General features: G+C 49.6%; 14 protein-coding genes. 4 read left to right on the top strand and 10 right to left on the bottom strand.

Features of this window, described 5'->3' with window-relative positions; translation table 11 throughout:
* Nucleotides 1-2: 2 nt before the first annotated feature.
* The 6 genes from J3369_RS17410 to J3369_RS17385 all read right to left on the bottom strand — a co-directional run bounded on the left by J3369_RS17410 (nucleotide 3) and on the right by J3369_RS17385 (nucleotide 6696).
* Entirely contained in the window at nucleotides 3-494 is a 492-nt protein-coding gene (locus tag J3369_RS17410) for a Rab family GTPase (protein ID WP_349589314.1), read from the bottom strand.
* The gene (locus tag J3369_RS17405) at nucleotides 491-2278 is read right to left on the bottom strand and encodes an OmpA family protein (RefSeq protein WP_349589311.1); all 1788 of its coding nucleotides are present in this window, start codon (nucleotides 2276-2278) and stop codon (nucleotides 491-493) included. Before J3369_RS17405 ends, J3369_RS17410 begins: the two co-directional genes overlap by 4 nt.
* 5 nt (nucleotides 2279-2283) lie before the next feature.
* Entirely contained in the window at nucleotides 2284-2817 is a 534-nt protein-coding gene (locus J3369_RS17400; protein WP_349589309.1) for a hypothetical protein, read from the bottom strand.
* Between the two features lie 135 nt (nucleotides 2818-2952).
* Complete coding sequence (locus tag J3369_RS17395; protein ID WP_349589306.1) at nucleotides 2953-3345, bottom strand: hypothetical protein; 393 nt, start codon at nucleotides 3343-3345, stop codon at nucleotides 2953-2955.
* Between the two features lie 110 nt (nucleotides 3346-3455).
* Nucleotides 3456-4478: a LacI family DNA-binding transcriptional regulator gene (locus tag J3369_RS17390; protein WP_349589303.1), complete on the bottom strand. Its 1023-nt coding sequence runs from the start codon at nucleotides 4476-4478 to the stop codon at nucleotides 3456-3458.
* 103 nt (nucleotides 4479-4581) lie between these two features.
* On the bottom strand, nucleotides 4582-6696 hold the full coding sequence (locus tag J3369_RS17385) for a beta-galactosidase (RefSeq protein WP_349589301.1): 2115 nt from the start codon (nucleotides 6694-6696) through the stop codon (nucleotides 4582-4584).
* Between the two features lie 416 nt (nucleotides 6697-7112).
* On the opposite strand from J3369_RS17385, the gene J3369_RS17380 reads away from it, so the two are divergent.
* Together J3369_RS17380 and J3369_RS17375 are read left to right on the top strand one after the other, a co-directional pair.
* A complete protein-coding gene (locus J3369_RS17380; protein WP_349589298.1) occupies nucleotides 7113-9431 on the top strand; it encodes a TonB-dependent receptor in 2319 nt (772 codons plus the stop codon).
* Nucleotides 9432-9484: 53 nt separating this feature from the next.
* A complete protein-coding gene (locus J3369_RS17375; protein WP_349589295.1) occupies nucleotides 9485-11878 on the top strand; it encodes a glycoside hydrolase family 3 C-terminal domain-containing protein in 2394 nt (797 codons plus the stop codon).
* 68 nt (nucleotides 11879-11946) lie between these two features.
* Here the strand turns inward: J3369_RS17375 and J3369_RS17370 are convergent, their stop codons facing one another.
* The 4 genes from J3369_RS17370 to J3369_RS17355 all read right to left on the bottom strand — a co-directional run bounded on the left by J3369_RS17370 (nucleotide 11947) and on the right by J3369_RS17355 (nucleotide 18340).
* Nucleotides 11947-13362: a TolC family protein gene (locus J3369_RS17370; protein WP_349589293.1), complete on the bottom strand. Its 1416-nt coding sequence runs from the start codon at nucleotides 13360-13362 to the stop codon at nucleotides 11947-11949.
* Nucleotides 13363-13368: 6 nt separating this feature from the next.
* Nucleotides 13369-14403, bottom strand: coding sequence for an efflux RND transporter periplasmic adaptor subunit (locus tag J3369_RS17365; protein ID WP_349589290.1), 1035 nt, complete (start codon nucleotides 14401-14403; stop codon nucleotides 13369-13371).
* Nucleotides 14403-16076, bottom strand: a complete 1674-nt coding sequence (locus tag J3369_RS17360) for an ABC transporter transmembrane domain-containing protein (RefSeq protein WP_349589288.1) — start codon at nucleotides 16074-16076, stop codon at nucleotides 14403-14405. Before J3369_RS17360 ends, J3369_RS17365 begins: the two co-directional genes overlap by 1 nt.
* A gap of 212 nt (nucleotides 16077-16288) precedes the next feature.
* A complete protein-coding gene (locus J3369_RS17355) occupies nucleotides 16289-18340 on the bottom strand; it encodes a S9 family peptidase (protein ID WP_349589285.1) in 2052 nt (683 codons plus the stop codon).
* 237 nt (nucleotides 18341-18577) lie between these two features.
* Between J3369_RS17355 and J3369_RS17350 the strand changes: the two genes are divergently transcribed.
* Together J3369_RS17350 and gloA are read left to right on the top strand one after the other, a co-directional pair.
* Nucleotides 18578-19141 (top strand): DUF4136 domain-containing protein, encoded by a 564-nt coding sequence (locus J3369_RS17350; protein ID WP_349589282.1) that lies wholly within the window; start codon nucleotides 18578-18580, stop codon nucleotides 19139-19141.
* 109 nt (nucleotides 19142-19250) lie between these two features.
* Nucleotides 19251-19778, top strand: a complete 528-nt coding sequence (gene gloA, locus J3369_RS17345; RefSeq protein ID WP_349589279.1) for a lactoylglutathione lyase — start codon at nucleotides 19251-19253, stop codon at nucleotides 19776-19778.
* The last annotated feature ends 28 nt before the right edge of the window (nucleotides 19779-19806 follow it).

Raw genomic sequence — 19806 nt, 5'->3', positions numbered from 1 at the left:
ATCTACACCGTAAGTTCCGCTAACTCCTGAAAGAGTCGCTCAACATTTTCGCCTGTTTTGGCGCTGGTTTTAATGGCGGCACTGAACAAATTCTCCCGTTCAGCGACTTCGTCTTCACTCCAGTACCATTCACTGGGAAGGTCTGCTTTATTGACGACAAAAAAGGCCGGCGTATCAGGAAATTCTGCCCGCGCCGACTCATAAATATCCATACCTTCAAGCAACGACTGGGAGCGGGTCTGGTCAACCACAATGACAAAGGCTGCGGCACCACGCAGGTAGCGTGGATTAAAACCACAATAGCGGTCAACGCCTTCAATATCCCATATAAGCAGCTGGGCCGTTTTATCGCGCGCGGTGACTTCTTTTTTGTCGATTTTTACGCCGATAGTAGTGAGATATTTCTCTGAAAAAATGCCATCGACGAACTGTCTTACCAGGCTGGTTTTACCCACTCCGGTCGGGCCTAGCAGACAGATCTTTTTTTGTATCACTGACGGTTACCTTCTTCTGATCCTGTTTTCTTCCCTTTACCAGCCTCTGCAGGTGTTAACAGAGCATGAAAGAATACCATCCGGCTATTACTGCCGCGGGCTAAATCCAGTTGTCCCAAACCTTTGGTGTGCAGCACAGCGTGTTCCACGCCCGCTTCAGTCAGAGCTTGCTTCACTGACTGGGCACGTGATTCACTCAATAGCATATTTTTGACTGATGTACCCGAATTATCGCTGCCACCGAGAATAAATACACTGAGGGTTTGCCCTGATTGTTCAGCGATATTTTGCAGGTTAATGATAGTTTGGGCAATATCGCCAATAGTCGCATCATTCGCTTTCGACCACCGGGACTGGTTCATATCAAAGAACAACGTGTAACCTGACAGTGTGGTTGCCAGAGACCCGGCCAGAGCATTAAGTGCTAATGCATCGTTAACGGGAGTGCTTTCTTCCAGAACTACTTTGGTGGTATCCGGGAATACGGTTTCAATGCCCGCAATGCTGTGCAGAGCGCGGAGGAATCGTTGCCATTCACCAGTGCTGATTGTGCCGGACAGTGCCAGCTGTTCATCGTTGGTGAACGTCAGTGCAGGAAAACGCGAGGCCAGCTGTTGTACTTTCGCCGGGATAAGACGATCATCTTTTGACTCAAACGACGTTTCTTTGATGTCGACAACGGAAGAGTCAATGTCGAGCCCTGTAAGCCATTGCGCGACCCCGGTGGCCGCCGGATCTCTTAATACTGAGAGAATAATCTGATTGCCGTCTGTTTGTGTGTTCAGCATCACAATGCCGGCCGGAGGCTCACTCTTAGCGATGGTGGATGACGTGATGGCAAGGTCGATGCGTAAAAATGCCAGATAGCCGGCAACAACCAATAGTCCGGCGAGAATAAATGCACCGGCACCGGCCCGTTTTTTCTTTTCCTGCGTCGTTTTTTGCTCACTGATCAGGCATTCCTGCAGCATGGCATCGCTGGTGGCGAACGGACCGTTGTCGCCCTGGTATTTTTGCAGTGGTGACTGATAAAAGCGATGAAACTCTTCCAGAGTGTCCTGCAGTTTATGTCGCATGCGTGGCGACACATGGCCGCTGACAGCAGCGACAAGAATCACTTGGGGACCGACCTTAATAAGCAGGGTAAAATCGTCGGTTTTAATTTCTCCCAGTTCGGTTTCTTCTGCCTGATTATCCTGACTGAATGCATCAGCGACAAAATCGCTTATAGCAACCAGCATGGAAGAAATCAGGTCACCGTCTTTCGCATTTCCCGGATGACTGGTGACACTATTTAACAGGGTGCCGGTTTCACGGTGAATAGCCAGCACCTGATGCACCTGATATTGATAAATTTGCGAAGCAACATAATCAGAATAGGGGACACCTGAGCGCCAGGCTTTAAAGCGCCACCTCACACTTTTAGCTGAAAAGCTGTGTTCTATAAGGGTGTTTGTACGCTCAATGAATTCGATGAGAAACGCTGATACGGCTTTTCTGATCAGCGAGCCGACAAGAGGGTAGAGTGCCCCGACAATTTTATCACTGTTGGCTTCCACTGAGCGGTGCAGTGATTTTTCGACCAGGGGGACCAGCACTTTGTTCACTGAGCCATCCTGACTCTCACGCTCATTCAGTGCTTCAGATACCACATCAGACACCATGCCTTTTGCATTGCGTCTGACAATATTTTCTACGAATTTTTCATCCCCACCAATGATTAACGACCTGACGTCGTCCATTGTGTGCGCATCCTCATCCGTTGGCGGCACAAAATTGCTCATGGGCGTCAGGGTTGATCAGTGGCAAGATTCGAGGCCATGGTAGACAGCAGGCTTGCCAGGGTTTTGCGGTCGGTTTTGCTGGAAGACAATTCTTCGGTCACTTGCTGCAAACGCTCTAACAGCGCTTCGTGACGTTTGTTGAACAAGGTTTCCATGGCATCCATTTCTTTGGATAGCTTGCTTTCCAGTTTACTGGTGTCGTCCTGCGCGGCGGCTTCAGCCATCTCAAGCTCAGATTTCAGCGTATCGTGAAGGCCTTTCAGGTTTTCCTGGGCTTGCTGGTGTTGCGTATTGTCGGCTGAGAGTTGTTCAGACAGTGCAGCAAACTGTGTTTCAATGGTTTTATTCAGCGAAGCCACATGATTTTCCAGTTTTTTATTCAATGCTGAAAAACTACTTTCCAGTTTTTCATCCAGAGATGCGAGTTGCTGCTGAAAATCCCGGCTGGACTGGCCGAACAAAATTTCACGGAGCTGACCTAATTCTGATTTGTCAGCTGTTGATGCCTGAGGTGCATCATTATTCTTATCTTTTGCCATTTGTCCGCTCCTCCTGACAGTGCGGCGTCCTTACCTGGTACAAATGTACCCTGAAAGAAAAACCTGATCCAGCAGCATCGCCCACCGGTAGCAATATATTAGTCTAATGGATAAGTTTGAGACGGTCAGACGACGTCAATATTGGCGGCTGAGTGCAATCCAGGCGGCTTTGTGTTCGCTGACCGCTTTATTGATAGCGCCGGACATCGTCATAAAATGCCGCATTTTCATTTTCTTAAGCAGAACAAATGAATAGTCTGCAGGAAGTCCTGCAGCGGCAAGAAAAGCATTCAGCCAGTCGGGATGAGACGATTGTTGCTGTTCAACCATTTTATTAAGTAAAACATAAGCGCTGATCGCCAGTTGCTCACGGGCATGACGGATTTGATAGACAGCAAATCCGTTTACCGCAACCAGCAGAGTAATTACCACCATGTTAAGAGGTGAAAAAAGCGTGCTGAGATTAGGGTAGGCGCTGCGGTAAGGCACATACAAATCATCAAAATTCAGCCAGGTGTAACCGAACACTACCGCCAGAGTCAGTAACGTGAATAGCTGAATCCATATCAGCCGGTACTGACAGCGGGACTTGCGGCTTAATGCATTTTCCAGTTCCGAAGGTTGTTGTCTGATTGTGCTTACTCCAGCAACGGACCGGTTGAGTTACGGACGACCAGTTCAGAAGGTGAAAGGGGTAATTCACGTTTCGCCTGGTGACGGATGATTTGTTCTATCAGTATAGTCGCCGCATTGTAGCCAAGTTCGGCAACAGGTTGCTTAATAGTGGTAAGCGGTGGCCACAGGTTAAGGGCCGCAGGGTCGTCATCGAAACCTACTACACTCAGATCATACGGGATACGCAATTTCAGTTGGGAGGCAATCCGGTATACCACGGCCGCAGAGGCATCGTTGGCAGTAAAAATAGCGGTGGGGCGGTTTTCCTGACACAGCAATTTCCGGCAGGCCTGTTCCAACGTATTCTCACCGTATACAAACTGTGCAACCCAGTCCGGATTTTCTTTGATGCCGTATTTTGTCAGCGCCTGCTGATAGCCCTCGTAACGCCATTTACCGGCTGCGTGACCTACCAGGTAGTTGAGAAAGCCGATTTTGCTGTGACCCAGATTAATCAGGTGTTCCACAGCAAGTTGTGCGCCCTCTACCTCATCACTGTGCAGGCAATACGAGGATGTATCATCCAGAGATGCAATTTTGACAATAGGCGTGCCCGTTTCTTCCAATGCTGCGATAACAGCCTGATCTTCGCACAAAGGCGGTACGACAATGAATCCGTCAACGTTGGAACGTTCAACCATGTGCCGCAAGGTAGTGGCAATTTCACCTGCGGGATTTTCTGATGCAAAGGGACGAATCAATAAATCGTAGCCCAGCTTATCGCAGGCTTTTATCGCGCCGTTCAGGATAAGGCTGCCGTAAAAGTTGGTAGGATAATCGATATACAGTACACCAATCAGATAAGATTGATTGGTTCTTAACCTTCGGGCATTCAGGTTAGGAATATAATCTAATTTTTTGATCGCGGTGGTAACGGCATCACGGGTTTCTTTGCGCACTCCGGGTTCGTTATTTAACACCCGGGAGACCGTTTTCTTTGAAACACCGGCGGCTTTTGCCACATCACCAATTGTTGCTTTACTCATCTTTTGCACTTCCGCGTGTAGGGTACGGGATGCCCGGGTAAACAATGCGCCCGACCACTTTTCTTATTGTTCTGAGCAATTGTAAGCGCATTCAGGGCAAAATTTAACGCTTTTCTTCGATTATCACAACTCCCCAGGGGGGCAGGGTAACGGGGCTTTGGCCTGACAATGAAGAGCCGGTCAGCAGATCCATACCTTTCAGGTTATCAATCTTCACTTCACTTTCGTTTTCAGAATAATTAAAAACAAAGTGGAGCGTGTTGCCTGCCTGATTTACTGCTTTTTTCTCAATTACCGGGAACTGGTTGTCTGACAAAATGACGCCGGCGTCGTTTGCCGCCTGGCGTAACAGAGCATCAATCTGGTTGTCTGACGGCATCGTTGCTATGTAAGTTGCCGTTCCTTTTCCCGCCTGATTACGTGTGACAGCCGCATAGTCGCCCCAAACAGGGTGTTCATAAGTTGCCAGTACGTCAGCTGTGTCAGCGGTAATCAGCTCCATCCACCATTTCAGTGGTTCAACGGCGATGCTTTCCGGTATGATGGCGGTGTTCAGTGAGGCGCGCTCAGGGTGAACAAACTGCGAGTAACGGATGCCGAAAATATCAGTCATGTTGCCAGGCTGGACTGAAGCACGCACTTTCACATTTTCATCGGTGAAGCCATGTTTAAACGTCGCCACAATATGACCGCCATTTTTAACGTAGTCCGAAATGGCTTCCAGCAGCGTATCGCTGGCAGAATACAGGGCGGGGATCACAATCATTTTGTAGTTCGCGGCTTTGTCTGCGAAGTTTGACGGATCAATAAAATCTGTTTCGATATTGGCCCGGTAAAGGCTGTCATAGAAAGGGCGCAGTACGTCATTGTATTTTTGCGGTGCGCCCCAGCCGAAGGAAAACTCATTGAATGCGGTGAGGGCTTCGTTGCTGAACAAGATGGCAACTTCGTTTTGCTTATTCAGTGAGGTTATTTTGTCGCCCAGTTTTGCCAGTGTGTTGCCTACGGTGCGGGCTTCGTTGTAAGTGGCATTTTCTGCATAGTCCTGACTTAGCAGGCCTTTCCAGTAGGTTTCAATGGCATTGTGGGTCGAAGCCCAGTGCCAGTAAGCCACCATGTTGGCACCGCTGGCAATGTGACTGAAAGCCTGCAATGTCAACTGCCCCGGATAGGGCGTCCACTGCGGGAAGCCCTGCGCCTGGGTTTCGATGACAAAGTAGTTTTGTCCGTCTTTCATGCTGCGGGCAAGATCACCCCCGAGAGCAATTTCGTTGCCCGTAAGCTGATGCTGGCCGGGGTGGTAAATATCCACACCGGCAATGTCCATCGCTGCTGCTGCCTCAAAATGATCGACAGAAGACTGAATACCATAAGAGTAGCCACGCCAGTCGAGATCGAAGTTTTGTGTGACGAATTGGCCCGGCTTCTTAAACTCATTTACGATACCGGCCTGCCAGGCCAGATATTCTGTTACCAGAGAGCGTTGGAAAGCAGCAAAGGCGGCAGTCACACTGCCGTTGATTGATGTTACCGGTGCGGTGTATACCGATTCGTGAACCTCAGGGAATTCATCCCAGCTGTTTACGCGGTTGCTCCAGTAGTTCAGGCCAAAGGCGTCATTCATTGCTTCAAGAGTGCCGAACTCTTGTTTCAGGTGCTCAACGAATACCGCCTGAACATGTTTTCCGCTGGTTTTATAATGCTTGGTCTCATTATCGACCTGATAGCCAATAATCGCCGGATGATCGCTGACATGGGTCAGCATGGCCCTTATCATTCTCTCAGCCAGCCGGCGAAAATCAGAATGGGTAATATCCATATTCTGCCGTGCGCCATACTTATTCTTACCGGCTGCGGTGGTTGCAAGCACATCAGGGTATTGCTTTGCCATCCATGCCGGAATGGCATAAGTCGGTGTACCGATAATCACGCTGATGCCAGCTTTGTGCATGGCATCGAGCACTCTGTCGAGATGGCTGAAATCAAACTCACCCTCACGGGGCTCCATGGTGCCCCAGGTCGACTCGCCTATGCGCACCATATTTATCCCGGCCGCTTTCATCATGGCAATGTCTTTATCGAGACGATCGTAGGGCATGTACTCATCGTAATATGCTACCCCGTACCAGATAGCATCCTGCTTAAGGGTTTCAGGTACATCAGCCTGTGCGGCAGGAATGACCAGCAAACATGCCAGCAGTAAGATGCGGTTTAACATGAACTCTCCCTACTTCTTGCTTCCGGTATTAGCCGGAAGTTGAATGTCTATCGATGTCATAATTCTTTAAGAAAATTTACAATCGTATTTTTTAAAGAATGAATGTGAATGTAAAATACTGCATAATCTGCGATGTATAAGCGTTTGTACGCGATATTTTGCTATTTATTGCACATAAATAATGTTTAATTCAATCGTTTTTGGTTAAAAAAATGTTATTTTTAATATTGACATCGATGTCTCTTTTGGTGGTATTTTATTCAGGGCAACGACTCGGGAAATGTTCACTGTCTGCGGATATCGGGTGCAAAACAGCAGTGATTTCAACCGGCAAAGTGTTATGGGTAGTCAAACTGCCGGTTAGCGTTCCTGCCGTTGCTCAATCAAACAACCGTTACAGGATTGAGGGACACACAATGAAACCACAACAATTAAACAAAATAACACTTGGCTTAGTTATCGCCGGCGGCTTATTCCATTCCCAGGTGTTTGCACAGCAAGCGCCGGTAACCGCTGAGGAAGAGCCTGAATACGAACAAATTATGGTTACTGCGAACCGTACCGCCACTGCCGCAGAGAAAACGCCGGTGGCGTTGTCGGTATTAGGCACGCAACAACTGCGTGACCAGGGGATAACCAACCCTACACAGCTCGCAGAAACGGTTCCGAACGTTTCTATTGACCGGACCAACGGACTTCAAATTACTATCCGTGGTGTTACCAGTACGGATAACACCGAGAAGGGAGATCCTTCTGCAGCATTTATGCTTGACGGCATTTACATTGCCAGACCTCAGGCGCAGGAAGTGTCGTTCTTCGATATAGATCGCGTAGAAGTACTGCGTGGTCCGCAGGGCACGCTTTACGGACGGAACACCACTGCTGGTCTGGTAAATGTTATTTCGGCCAAACCCCATGAGTTTTTTGAGGCCTCTGCTGACATGACGCTGGGTAATTACAATACCCGCCAGTTCACCGGCATTGTGAATATGCCGGTAAACGACAGCGTGTCTTTCCGTGCTGCAGTGAATATCGATCAACGCGACAACTATGTCGAATACGAAGCATTTGATGGTACTGAGGCTGTCGATATCTCCGATTTCAAAGATAACCGGTCAATCCGTCTGTCAGGGTTGTTCAACTTCACCGAAGATATGACCTTGCTGATTCGCGGTGATTACTCGCAGATGAAAGGCAACAATATGGCATCTGTACCGGTACACAATTTTTTTGAAACACCCTTCACCGATCCGTCGACGACAGAAACCGGCGAGGGCGTATCGCCTGTCTATGTAAACCGCGGCACAGATAATCAGCAAACACTGGCTGCCGGATACTTCCCTGATGTGTATGCAGATAACTCTACCTGGGGTGTGATGGGGGATTTCACCTGGCTGTTAAACGATGCGCTGACCTTCAACTACCTTGGCAGCTACCGCGAGTTTGACCGTGACGAAATGTTACCTCTATTGCTGGGTGGCGATGCGGCAAGCAAAACCGATTACTGGGTTGACGGGCCTTTCTCAGGTACTTATGAGCAGCAGTCTCACGAATTCCGTATAGCGTATAACAGCGACAAGTGGCTGGCCCAGGCGGGTTTGTACTATTTTGAAGAACAGTCCGGGATCCGCCTCGACATTATCGGTCTGATCAACCCGACGCCGGGTGAAGACGGCTATATTTTCGGCTTTCCGCAAAACCCTACCAAAGCTGATTCGCTGGGCTTTTTCAGTCAGGCGACTTACAACGTGTCTGATGACTTACGCCTGACTGCCGGTATCCGCACAACGAAGGATCAAAAGTCCCGTGCCGGTGCCACGATTTTTCACAAAAACCTTGGCGAAGAGCTGAACTTCGAGGCCAGCGACGACAATCCGCTACCTGATTCGCTTAATTACGCAGACCGTGAGTATTCAAAAACTACGTGGAAGCTTGGCGTAGATTACGATATCAGTGATGCCACCATGCTCTACGGGAGTATTGCCACAGGCTACAAAGCCGGCGGATTTAATGACGGCTGTGTGGAAGGCGCAACAGGTTGTAACAGTCCGCTGCCTGAAGCCGCAGTCTACTATGACCCGGAAACGCTGACGTCTACAGAGCTGGGTATCAAAACCCGCGTATTGAACAACAAGATGACTATTAACGCCAACGTGTTCAGTTACGACTATCAGGATCTGCAGCTTTCGCAGTTAAGTTATGTATGTGGCGGCCCTTGTCAGGTAACCACTAACGCGGCAGAAGCCACCATCAACGGTGCAGAACTGGATACTTTCTATCGCCCGGATGTAAATCACCGTTTTAATGCAGCAGTGACATTACTGGATGCTTCTTATGATGAGTGGATTTTAGATGAGGAAGCAGGTGTGAGCTTCGCCGGCGAACGGTTGTCGCGTTCTCCTGAATGGACCGTTACTGCCGGTTATCAGTACACCATGGAAATGCAAAGCGGTGGTGAGCTGAGTTTCGCTCTGAACACCCGCTGGAGTGCAGAGTATGAAATCTTAAGCAGTGCACTGCGTGCAAATTTCCGACAGCCCGGCTTTACCAAAACAGACCTGACCATGACGTACAACAGTCCTGACAGAGACTGGTACGCACAGGCTTTTGTTAAGAATCTTGAAAACAACATTACTTTGTCAAACGTTGGCCCGAGCGGCGATTTCAACACAGGAACAGCAACCTTTGCTGATCCCCGTCTTGTTGGTGTCCGCTTCGGGTACAAGTTTCAGTAATGGCTAACCGGGGGCTGTTCCGCAGCTCCCTTTTTTAACCATGAGTGAGTGAAATGAAAATAAATCTGAAGAAAACTGTGCTGGCATGTGCGATTGCAGCTTTAGCAGGTTGTGCAAATGAGCAACCTGCAGACTCTGCATCAACAACAGCAGCATTCCGTGATTTAAATGGTAACGGTCAGAAGGACGTCTATGAAAATGCCAGTCTGCCCGTTGAACAGCGTGTGGCTGATTTGATCAGCAGGCTGACGCTGGATCAGAAAATCAAGCTGGTTACCGGCACGGGCTTCAGAGTGGACAATATTGGCGGATCGGAAAAAGTGCCGGGCGCTGCCGGTTCAACGTTCGCCATCGATGAATTAGGTATTCCCGCACTGGTACTGGCCGACGGACCTGCCGGTGTGCGTATTTCTCCTGAGCGTGATGGGGATGAAAATAAGTACTACGCCACTGCCTTTCCTATTGCAACTCTGCTGGCTTCCAGCTGGGACAAAGAGCTGCTGAACGCCGTTGGCACGGCCATGGGGGAAGAAGTTAAAGAATATGGTATCGACCTGTTTCTCGCACCGGGAATGAACATTCACTATAACCCGCTGGGTGGCCGGAACTTTGAATATTATTCTGAAGACCCGTTTCTGAGCGGCAATATGGCCGCGTCTATTGTTAACGGTATTGAGTCTAATGGTGTGGGTGCAACCATCAAGCACTTTGTGGCGAACAGCGGTGAAACCAGCCGGATGTGGATGGACTCCCACGTCAATGAACGTGCATTACGCGAAATTTATCTGCGTGGATTTGAGATCGCCGTTGAACAGGCACAGCCGTGGGCGATCATGACGTCCTACAACAAGTTGAATGGCGTCTACACCTCTCAGGACGAAAAGCTGCTGACAGATATTCTGCGCGGAGAGTGGGGCTTCGAAGGCCTGGTTATGACAGACTGGTTCGCCGGTGACAATGCTGCAGCGCAAATGCAGGCGGGCAATGATTTGATTATGCCCGGCATGCCGGATCAGCGTGAAAACATTAAACAGGCGGTGGAAAGCGGTCAGCTTGAAGAAGCCGTGCTTGATCGCAACCTCAGCAAAATTTTTACTGTAATGCTGTCGTCTCCCACCTTTAATGAATATGAGTACAGCAATAAGCCTGATCTGAAAGCGCATGCTGAAGTGGCCCGCCGTGCTGCTGCAGAAGGGGTTATTCTGCTTAAAAATGAGCAGGCAACCTTACCGCTTACCGGTGCTCAGAATGTAGCCGCATTCGGTAACACGTCTTATGCCTTTATCGCCGGCGGCACGGGCAGCGGCGACGTGAACGAAGCGTATACCGTATCGCTGGTGGAAGGGCTGGCAAACAGCTCCCTGAAAGTAGATGCAGCATTACAGGCAGACTACGAAGCATTCATGAAAGCGGAAGACGCCAAACGTCCGCCGAAGAAAAATTTCTTCGAGCTGCAACCTCCTTTACCGGAATACACGCCGTCTGATGCACAGATTGCCAGCATGGCAGAGTCAAACGACGTGGCGCTTATCACCATTGGCCGGAATTCCGGTGAGTTCCAGGATCGTATCGTTGATAACGATTTTGACCTGAATGCGACTGAACAGGATTTGATAAACCGTGTTTCCGCTGCGTTTCATGCTAATGGCAAGAAAGTGGTTGTCGCGCTGAATATCGGAAACGTTATTGAAACGGCCAGCTGGCGTGACAAGGCCGACGCGATTGTGTTGCCCTGGCAGGGCGGTCAGGAAGCCGGTAATGCACTGGCTGATGTGCTCACCGGTAAAGTCAATCCGTCAGGCAAACTGGCAACGACCTTTCCGGTTAAATATGCCGACCTGGCATCAGCCAGCACATTTCCGGGCTTCCCCACATCTGAAGAGGACGTGAAAGACCCTTACATTGGTCTGTTCGTGGGTAAAGAGTCACAACTCGACTATAACGACGGCATTTATGTTGGCTACCGCTATTACGACGCATTCAATGTGAAACCGGCTTATGCCTTCGGTTACGGCTTATCTTACACCGGTTTTGATTATGGCGATGCGATTGTGAAGGCCGGAAAGAACGCTGGTGAGTTCACCGTTTCGGTGACCATCACTAATTCAGGAAAAGCAGCAGGGAAGGAAGCGGTTCAGCTTTATATCTCTGCGCCGGGCAGTGAAAAACCGGTCAAAGAGCTCAAGGGATTTGAGAAAACAAACGAGCTTGCACCGGGACAGTCGCAAACCCTTGAGTTTGCGATAACACCTAAGCTGTTGGCTTCATTTAATGAAGCACAACGGGCATGGGTGGCCGATGCGGGTGAATACAATATCCACGTTGGCGCTGCCTCTGACAATATTCAGTCTGGTGCCAGTTATTCCCTTGACTCGCCTGTAGTGGCTGAAAAAGTGAGTGTAGCGATGAATCCTGCACCACGGTTGAGGGAGCTGTCTGTACAGTAACCTCTTGCAGGAAGTGATGCCCTTCTTCCTGCAACTTCAAAGCCACCCTGCGGGGTGGCTTTTCTTTTTTACAGCGAGGTATCAGGCGTTTGGGCGAGCAAACCGGTCTGATAGTATATTCCCAGTACAATCCGCTTAATTTCTATTTCTGCTTTCACTGCATTGAGACGTGCTGATATTGCCTGTGATTCACGGCTGTTTAGCAAGAACAGGTCACTGTCACCCATTTCAAACCGTTTTTGTTCCTGACTGAACAGCTTTTCCGTTAATACCGCCTGCTGCTGTTGCAGTTCAGCCATGGTTTTGCCGTATTGCAGTGCCTGTAAACCCACTGCCATATCCCGTTCAAGTGCATCCTGTGTGGTCTGCACCACGGCTTCAATTTCACGTAACTTTAACGATGCCTTTGCCTCATCAGCCTTTGCCTGGCGACGGCCCAGCGGCATGGAAAATTGCAGGCCGACTTTTGTTTCTGTACCGGTCAGGTTCTCCGGTCCGCTGCCGATATCCCGCGCCAGCTTTGCTTCAACATCCAGCGTGGGTAAGAGCGCGTTCTTTGCCAGTCGCAGCTTGTTTTTCGCCAGTTGCATTTCTGCCTGCAAACTGGTGAGAGCAGGATGCTGTGCAATCAGGCTTTGCAGCAACGCGGGCTTAACCGCAGCACTCATCCAGGGCCACTGAATATCACCGGGGACAGTATTCAGGGTTGCTGTGCTGACCGGACGGAATTGCGCATCGCGGTAATAGTAAGCCAGCTTCTCTCTCGCCTGTGCGGCCTTCCTTCTGGCATCCTGTAAAGCCAGATTACGCTGCATCACCGTGACCTCAAATTCTGTCTGGGTGATGCGCGCAAGATCCCCTTCTTCAACCCTGGTATTAATGGCGTTTCCACGGGTCTCGGTGGTCTTCACCAGGGCTGCGTATATCTGTTCATTCAGATGACTTTCGTACCAGTCCAGATAAGCCGATAAGCCGTTGTAAACCAGTTCGTTCAGGGCCAGGGCGGCTTCTGCATCCCATTGAGACATACTCACTCTGGCATCTTCGATGGCCATCCGTTTTTTATCAGTCTCCCGGTTTTGCAGCAACGACATGGCAAAACCGATACTGGCTTCACCACCGGTCAGCGTTTCATAATAACGCTCGTAATAGGGGAAAGTACCGTTACCGATACGGTATTCTGCTTTCACCTTAGCATTGGCGGTTCCCAGCGGATTGACAACCCGCTGAGACAGATAATCACCGCTGTAGTAACCGCTGGTGCGGAGGGCTGTATCCTGCTCAAGTTGCACATCAAATGCCGCTTCAGCGTAAGCCAGTTCCTGCCGGCGCTGACCACCTTTGGCTTCAAGCTCGAGCAACTTAGGATGATTGTGCAGAATAGACTGCAGTACTGTTTCTGCAGTCGTTGGTTGTTGCTGTGCCTGAGCGTTCAGACACAGCAGCAGAAAACTGGCAGTAAAAAAAGAAAAATACCTCAACATGCATACTTACCGTGGTGTTTGTTCTGTATCTGACCTGACATTTTCAGGCGGGAAGTTATTCAGCTGTCGCCAGAGTTCGTAGCCAATACTGACTTCTTCCAGCAAGATCCAGGCATTGACCCGGCTGTCCAGACGGGCAAAGGTTTCTTCCGGCCAGGGCTTTTCCTGCGGATCCTGTCCAATCCATACATTAAACAGTCCGTTGCGGTCTGCCACCGGTTCAACAATCGCCACCCGGCCACCGAATGTACCTATAGATGTGCCCGGCCAGCCGCTGAACTGGAAGATTGGCCAGCCTTCAAATTGCAGCCGCACCTTCCGGCCCGTTGTGACCAGCGGCGCATTCAGTCCGTTTACTTTTACCCTCACCATACGCTCGACACCTTCGGGAATGAAATATCCGAGCACCGCGCCCGCACTAACCAGCGTGGATAAGCCACCGGAGTGCAACTGGGTTACTGTACCGTCCTGAGGAGCGTACTTGGTCTGAGTGGATTGCCTTGCCAGCGACGAGTTCAGTGAGTTCCGGCTTTGCTCAGACTGAGCGGCTGTCGCCAGTCTTTCCTGTAACGTGTTTTCCGCCACTTCAATGTCGCGGACCGAGACCAGACCTTCTTTATTTAACCGTTTCTGACGATCCAGGTTTATGCGGGCATTTTCCACGGCCATCAGGTCAGCATCCAGTTTAAGCTCTGCGGCTTTTACCTGGGCCTGAAGGCGTTCAACCAGCGCTTTATCTGTATCGACAAGGGTTACAATGGGATCGCCTTCTTTTACTTTTTGTCCTTCCCGTACATGCCAGGTTTTTATTTGCCCGGGGACCAGTGCGGATATGGGCTGAGCGCGGTCTGCCGGATTAAGCGTGCTTACAGTTCCCGTACCGTAAGCCGTTTGTTGCCAGGGCGCGAAGTACAATATTGCGGCGGTGACTGCGATAAGAAGAAAGAGCATATACGCCACTTTTCTGTACCAGGTCGGCACAGTCTGTTGCGAAAGCGTCTTCATTTTGCTCATGAATTCCTGCTGATCAGAGTAATTCATCACAATTCCTCCTTGTCAGCGAGCACATCATGGGAAAGCAACTGTGAATCACCATTTAACACAATGGTGGCATCAAAGACTTCCTGAATCGGACTGCTGGTGAAGTACATCACCGTGACCGGCTGGGTATCGAGGTATTTCAGAATTTTATATCTGTATGCTTCAGGAATGGCATCAAAGTGCTGGTTCAGCACAATTACCCCCGGTTTTGACAACAGGGCGGCAGCCAGTTTCAATAACAAAAACTCCATGGGCTGAAGGGGATGGCCCAACTGTGACAGGCTGGTTTGCAAGCCGTCTTCCAGCCTCGCCAGTGTCGGTTCCAGTTGCAGTTCGCGAAAGATTTCCCGAATCGCTTTTTCGGAAGCATCCGGGGCATCCATGCGCAAATATTCAAGAATTGAACATTCAATAATGAGAGAGCGGTCAACAATGGCAATGGCCTGACGCAGCTCGCTGGTCTGGTAATCCGTTAATGCAAGGCCTCCCAGTTCTACCCAGCCAGACTCCGGCGTTTCATAACGTTTAAGTACCGTCATCAGTTTTCGTTGTTGCCATGCCTGCCCGGTGACGACGTAGTATTTTCCGTTTTCCCGCAAGGCCATATCAATTTCCACAGACTCGTTTTGCTGAACCAGCACAGTCTGACGGAAGTGGAGATCGTTACGGGTAAAGGTTTCGTTATCGGAAGACTGTACATCTTCCTGAGGAATATTCAGTGCGGCACTAAGCTTCTCTGCCGCACCATACAATTCATAATACAGGTTCAAATATACACTGAACCGTGAAATACCAAGAAACACCGCTGACATGATCAGTTCGGCTGCAACAAGCTGACCGACAGATAATTGCTCCTGCACAACCAGTACACCACCCAGTCCCAGAAGGGCGGAGCTGGCAAGCGCATAGACGATCAGGAAGAGTACGGCCTGGGAAAAGGTAAAAGTGAAATGTCCGGCGTGACAATTCACATAACGACTGATGATAGCCTCCGTTTTCTCAGCAGCATGGTCAAGATGCCGGCTGGATTTGAAAAATACGTGAGCAGAGGAAATGTCACTGAGCCATTTTGCGGTGGCATATTTAGAATCAGACAAGTCGATAGCTGTATTTTTCGCAGGTGTACTTAACATCCGCCAGATAAAATACATAGAAATGATGATCACTACGTTAAAGACAAACAGGAACGGGTGATAGAAAGAAACCAGTGTGATACCTACCAGCATCTGAAGCAGAAGTGCGAAACCGTCTACCATCAGTGATGGCATATTTTTCTGAAAGGTCATTACTTCAAAAAAACGATGGGTAATCGTGCTGTTTTTCCGGCCTTCAAAAAACTGATGAGGAGCCTGAATGGTTTTCAGTACAAGATCGGCAGTCAGCCGGCTGTAGATCCGGCGCTCATAATATTCCATAACCCGTGTTCTCAGGGCACTGAATAATCCGTACAGCAGCAGGGTACAGAACAGGATTGTACTGATCACCAGAACCGCGCTGACTGAAGCGGTATAAACCACGGTGTTGATAAGGGTTTGTACCGCAAACGGTACGGCGAGGGTCAGTAAACCAATCATCAGGCCATAAGCGATAGCCAGGTAAAAAAAGCTTGCTTCCGGCTTTAAAATATCAAACAGAAGCGTTTTGGTGCGGCGTAAGTCTTTTGTTGCTGCCATGGTGCTCTCAGAGGCTAAAAAGGAAAACGTCGGGTATCACAGAATTTAACTAAATCTATGTTTCATATCAATGTAATAAGTCTTTATAAATCATTAGTATGACTATCAGAAGTTACAATACGTGATTTCCCGTTAAATTGTTCTTTAAAAGCGGCTAAAAAAGACAAAAAAGCCCGGCGAGCCGGGCGTGATTGACAGGAAACCGCAGGCGTTTATTCCTGAGGTTTGCCGCTACGGTATTTGTCGAACCAGGCCAGAATGTTACCCACTTTCTGGATCAGGCGCGAAGGACGGGAAGCGATACCGTGAGACGCCCCCGGTAACCTGACCATCGCCGAGTCTACACCTTGCAGGCGCAGTGCCTGATAGAACTGCTCTGATTCACTGATTGGCGTACGGTAGTCTGATTCGCCGGTAAGTAGCATAGTGGGGGTTTTCACGTTGCCCACCAGAGAAAGCGGTGAATGTGCCCATAAATGGTCAAAGGCTTCCCAGGGTTTACCCGGCATCCAGTACTGAGTGAAATACGGATACGCGTCAGCAGTCAGGCCGAAACTGATCCAGTTGATCACCGGCTTGGCTACCACGGCTGCAGCAAAGCGATCGGTTTTTCCTACTGACCACGCCGTGAGTACACCGCCGCCGGAGCCACCGGTGATGAACAGGTTCTTTTCATCAATAAAGCCTTTTGCGATTGCAGCATCAGTGACATCCATCAGATCAGTAAAGTCGTCAGACGGGTAGTCGTGATGAATCAGGTTGCCGAACTCTGCACCGTAAGACGAACTTCCACGGGGATTCGACCATACAACAACGTAACCCTGCGCTGCCATGAGCTGGATTTCCATTGAGAAGTGCGGGCCGTAAGCGGCGTGGGGGCCACCGTGAATTTCGAGGATCAGCGGATAAGATTGGGTTGCATCGAAACCCGGAGGTAATGCAATCCAGGCATCAATATCACGGCCATCGGCAGATGACTTCACCGGCAATGTCTCTACCTGCGCCAGCTTCAGATGTCCCAGCGCATCATCGTTCAGATTAGTCAGGGTAGTGATTTTTTTCTTCTTAAGCAGTGCCAGATCCGCCGGTTTTAACGGGTCATCCTGAGTAAACGCCAGCTCTCCGTTGGCAGAAACAGCAAATTCTCCTGACGTGTAGGGTCTGCCAAGAGACTGACCGCCGGTGGTGGCATCGAAACGGGTAACATCACCTTTCAGACTGACACTGGCCAGGCGGGTTTCGCCGTGATCAAGGTAAGAGAAATACAGTGACCTGCTGTTATCTGCCCATTCGACCTGTTGTACTGAACGGTCAAGAGAGCCCGTCAGACGGCTCAGTTTTCCGCTTTCCAGATTCAAAACTACAATGTCGCTGAACTGGTAAGCTTTTTTATTATCATTAATTTGTTTGAAGGCCAGATACTTGCCGTCGGGGCTCAGCATGGGTGACTCTTCCGGCCCGGCCATATCAGTAACCGCTGTGACGTCAGCAGACTGAATATCAACACGGTATATGTCGCTGTCAAAAGGAGACAATTCATAGTCTTCTGAACGGTTGGCAGAAAAATAGATCCCCGAGTCGTCAGGGGTGAATGCCAGGCGACCGTCATTAGGGTAATTACCCGTAGTCAGCTGGCGGGGCGTACCGCCGGATACCGGCAGAATATAAATCTGACTGAATCCGTCAGGTAAATACCCCTTGCCGTCAGCACGGTATCCTGTTTTCTGTATGATACTGGCGGCAGGCGCCCAGTCTGCACCTTTGGGTTTTTCCGGCATAGCTGTAAACAGCGGTTTGGCTTTTACCGGTGTGAACATAGTAAACGCCAGATGTTTGCTGTCATGGGACCAGGTAAGGTTACCGGGGGCCTTTGATACTTCTGTGAGTCTGGCCTGCTGGCCGGAGTCGGGATAGCGCACATAAAGCTGATTGCTGCCATCTTCATCTGAAAGATAAGCCAGCATGGTGCCGTCAGGGGACAATGTAACCTGACGTACATTCGCGCTGCCGGCAATCACCGGACGATGCTTTTTACCGTCAGTGCTGACCTCCCACAGTGTGCTGTGTGTGCGGTCCTTCATAATATCCATAGCACGGCGTTCGTAGTAAACTGATTTTCCGTCTTTACTGAAAAACGGAGACGCGGCGTATTCAAGATTGAAGGTGTCTTTATATTGCAGTGTGTCGGGCAGTTGCGCTGCATGTGCAGTAAAGGTCAACGCCGAAACCAGACCGCCTGCAAGGGCGAGTGGACGAATGAGCATAGTGAGTTCCTTGTCGTTCTTATGATTATACCGGCAACGGTACAAGCCTTAAGCTCGTTGTCTGCCGGGCTAATGAAAACATACAGCATCACGCCGGTCAGCGAATACCGTTCGTCTTGTTTCTGTTTGATTTCGTCTGGCGGTGTTAAGTCAACTGCCGCCGGGCAGGGTCTTAAAAGCGATCGGTTTTTACACCGCACACGTTAAAATTTAAAATGGTTAACTGGCAGATTCCATATGGATAAATCCTTAATGAGTCGTTATCCGGCACTTCGTTTACTACTTTGTGCCGTTTTTGTATTTCTGGTGTCGGGTTGTGCATCCAATAAACCGCAAATCAACATGGACGAAGCACAGAACTTTTCTGCTATCCGCACTTTTTCTGTTGAACCGCCGCTGAACGCTATGAATCCCACCATAGAGAATTATCTGCGTACCACTATTACTGATGTGATGACCGCAAAAGGACTGACAGCGGCAAGCCCGGATAACGCTGACGTCAAAGTCGCATTTCTGCCTTCCACAGCCAGAAAGGAGGACGGTAAGTCTGTGAGTTTCGGATTGGGAACCGGTTCGTTTGGCCGTTCAGGGGGAATATCCCTGGGCAGTATTTTTACTGTGCCTGTAGGTGAACAGGTGTCTGTTTATCAGAATTTGCAGATTGATGTGATTAAAGACGGGCAGTTTATTTACAGCGCCACCGGCAGCGCCGAACTGGAGAAAAGTGACAGTATTTCTATTCAGCAATCCCTGACCGAACTCGTAGGTGAACTGTTGGCCAGTTATCCCGTAAATCAGTAAGTGGTGGTGATGCTGAATGCACTTGAAATTGCGGTGACTGCCCCTTGGTAAACCGTGTCGCAGCCCCACTTTTGAATACTTCAATTACCGGTAAATTAAGGATACTGCTATGAGCCGACATTTCGAACAGGCAGACGGATTGTGTGAACGTAAAGATCCCGCAACTGACGGATTTGTATTTAATCAGACCATGTTGCGCATCGCGGATCCGGCCCGTTCGCTGGACTTTTATACCCGTGTTATGGGTATGACTTTACTCAAAAAGCTCGATTTTCCCGACATGGAGTTCAGTCTGTACTTCCTGACCCACGGAGAAGACTTCTCTGATATCAGTGAGGATGACACCAGACGCACAGCACAAACTTTCGGTCGTCCGGCCATGCTCGAACTGACACACAACTGGGGCGACACCGCCACAGAAACCACCTATCACAATGGTAATAGCGATCCCCGCGGTTTTGGTCATATAGGCTTTCACGTACCGGATCTGGAGGCTGCCTGCGAGCGTTTTGAGTCACTGGGTGTTGCGTTTCAGAAGCGGTTGTCTGACGGAAAGATGAACAATATCGCGTTCATTAAAGATCCGGACGGATACTGGATTGAAATTTTCGACGCTGAGCGGGTCGCTAAAGGCTGATGTAAAGCACTTCACCGCATTTCAGGCG

It is taken from the genome of Alteromonas sp. NFXS44, assembly GCF_040148705.1.
In the GTDB taxonomy this organism is placed as follows: domain Bacteria; phylum Pseudomonadota; class Gammaproteobacteria; order Enterobacterales; family Alteromonadaceae; genus Alteromonas.
The sequence above is the reverse complement of the archived record's forward strand: the minus strand, read 5'-3'. Positions and strand labels throughout refer to the sequence as shown.

What these genes read in the sequence shown, in the direction of transcription:
- J3369_RS17370 (WP_349589293.1), bottom strand. Translation starts at nt 13,362, where the DNA reads ATGTTGAGGTATTTTTCTTTTTTTACTGCCAGTTTTCTGCTGCTGTGT.
- J3369_RS17355 (WP_349589285.1), bottom strand. Translation starts at nt 18,340, where the DNA reads ATGCTCATTCGTCCACTCGCCCTTGCAGGCGGTCTGGTTTCGGCGTTG.
- gloA (WP_349589279.1), top strand. Translation starts at nt 19,251, where the DNA reads ATGAGCCGACATTTCGAACAGGCAGACGGATTGTGTGAACGTAAAGAT.
- J3369_RS17400 (WP_349589309.1), bottom strand. Translation starts at nt 2,817, where the DNA reads ATGGCAAAAGATAAGAATAATGATGCACCTCAGGCATCAACAGCTGAC.
- J3369_RS17360 (WP_349589288.1), bottom strand. Translation starts at nt 16,076, where the DNA reads ATGGCAGCAACAAAAGACTTACGCCGCACCAAAACGCTTCTGTTTGAT.
- J3369_RS17390 (WP_349589303.1), bottom strand. Translation starts at nt 4,478, where the DNA reads ATGAGTAAAGCAACAATTGGTGATGTGGCAAAAGCCGCCGGTGTTTCA.
- J3369_RS17385 (WP_349589301.1), bottom strand. Translation starts at nt 6,696, where the DNA reads ATGTTAAACCGCATCTTACTGCTGGCATGTTTGCTGGTCATTCCTGCC.
- J3369_RS17375 (WP_349589295.1), top strand. Translation starts at nt 9,485, where the DNA reads ATGAAAATAAATCTGAAGAAAACTGTGCTGGCATGTGCGATTGCAGCT.
- J3369_RS17350 (WP_349589282.1), top strand. Translation starts at nt 18,578, where the DNA reads ATGGATAAATCCTTAATGAGTCGTTATCCGGCACTTCGTTTACTACTT.
- J3369_RS17365 (WP_349589290.1), bottom strand. Translation starts at nt 14,403, where the DNA reads ATGAATTACTCTGATCAGCAGGAATTCATGAGCAAAATGAAGACGCTT.
- J3369_RS17380 (WP_349589298.1), top strand. Translation starts at nt 7,113, where the DNA reads ATGAAACCACAACAATTAAACAAAATAACACTTGGCTTAGTTATCGCC.
- J3369_RS17405 (WP_349589311.1), bottom strand. Translation starts at nt 2,278, where the DNA reads ATGAGCAATTTTGTGCCGCCAACGGATGAGGATGCGCACACAATGGAC.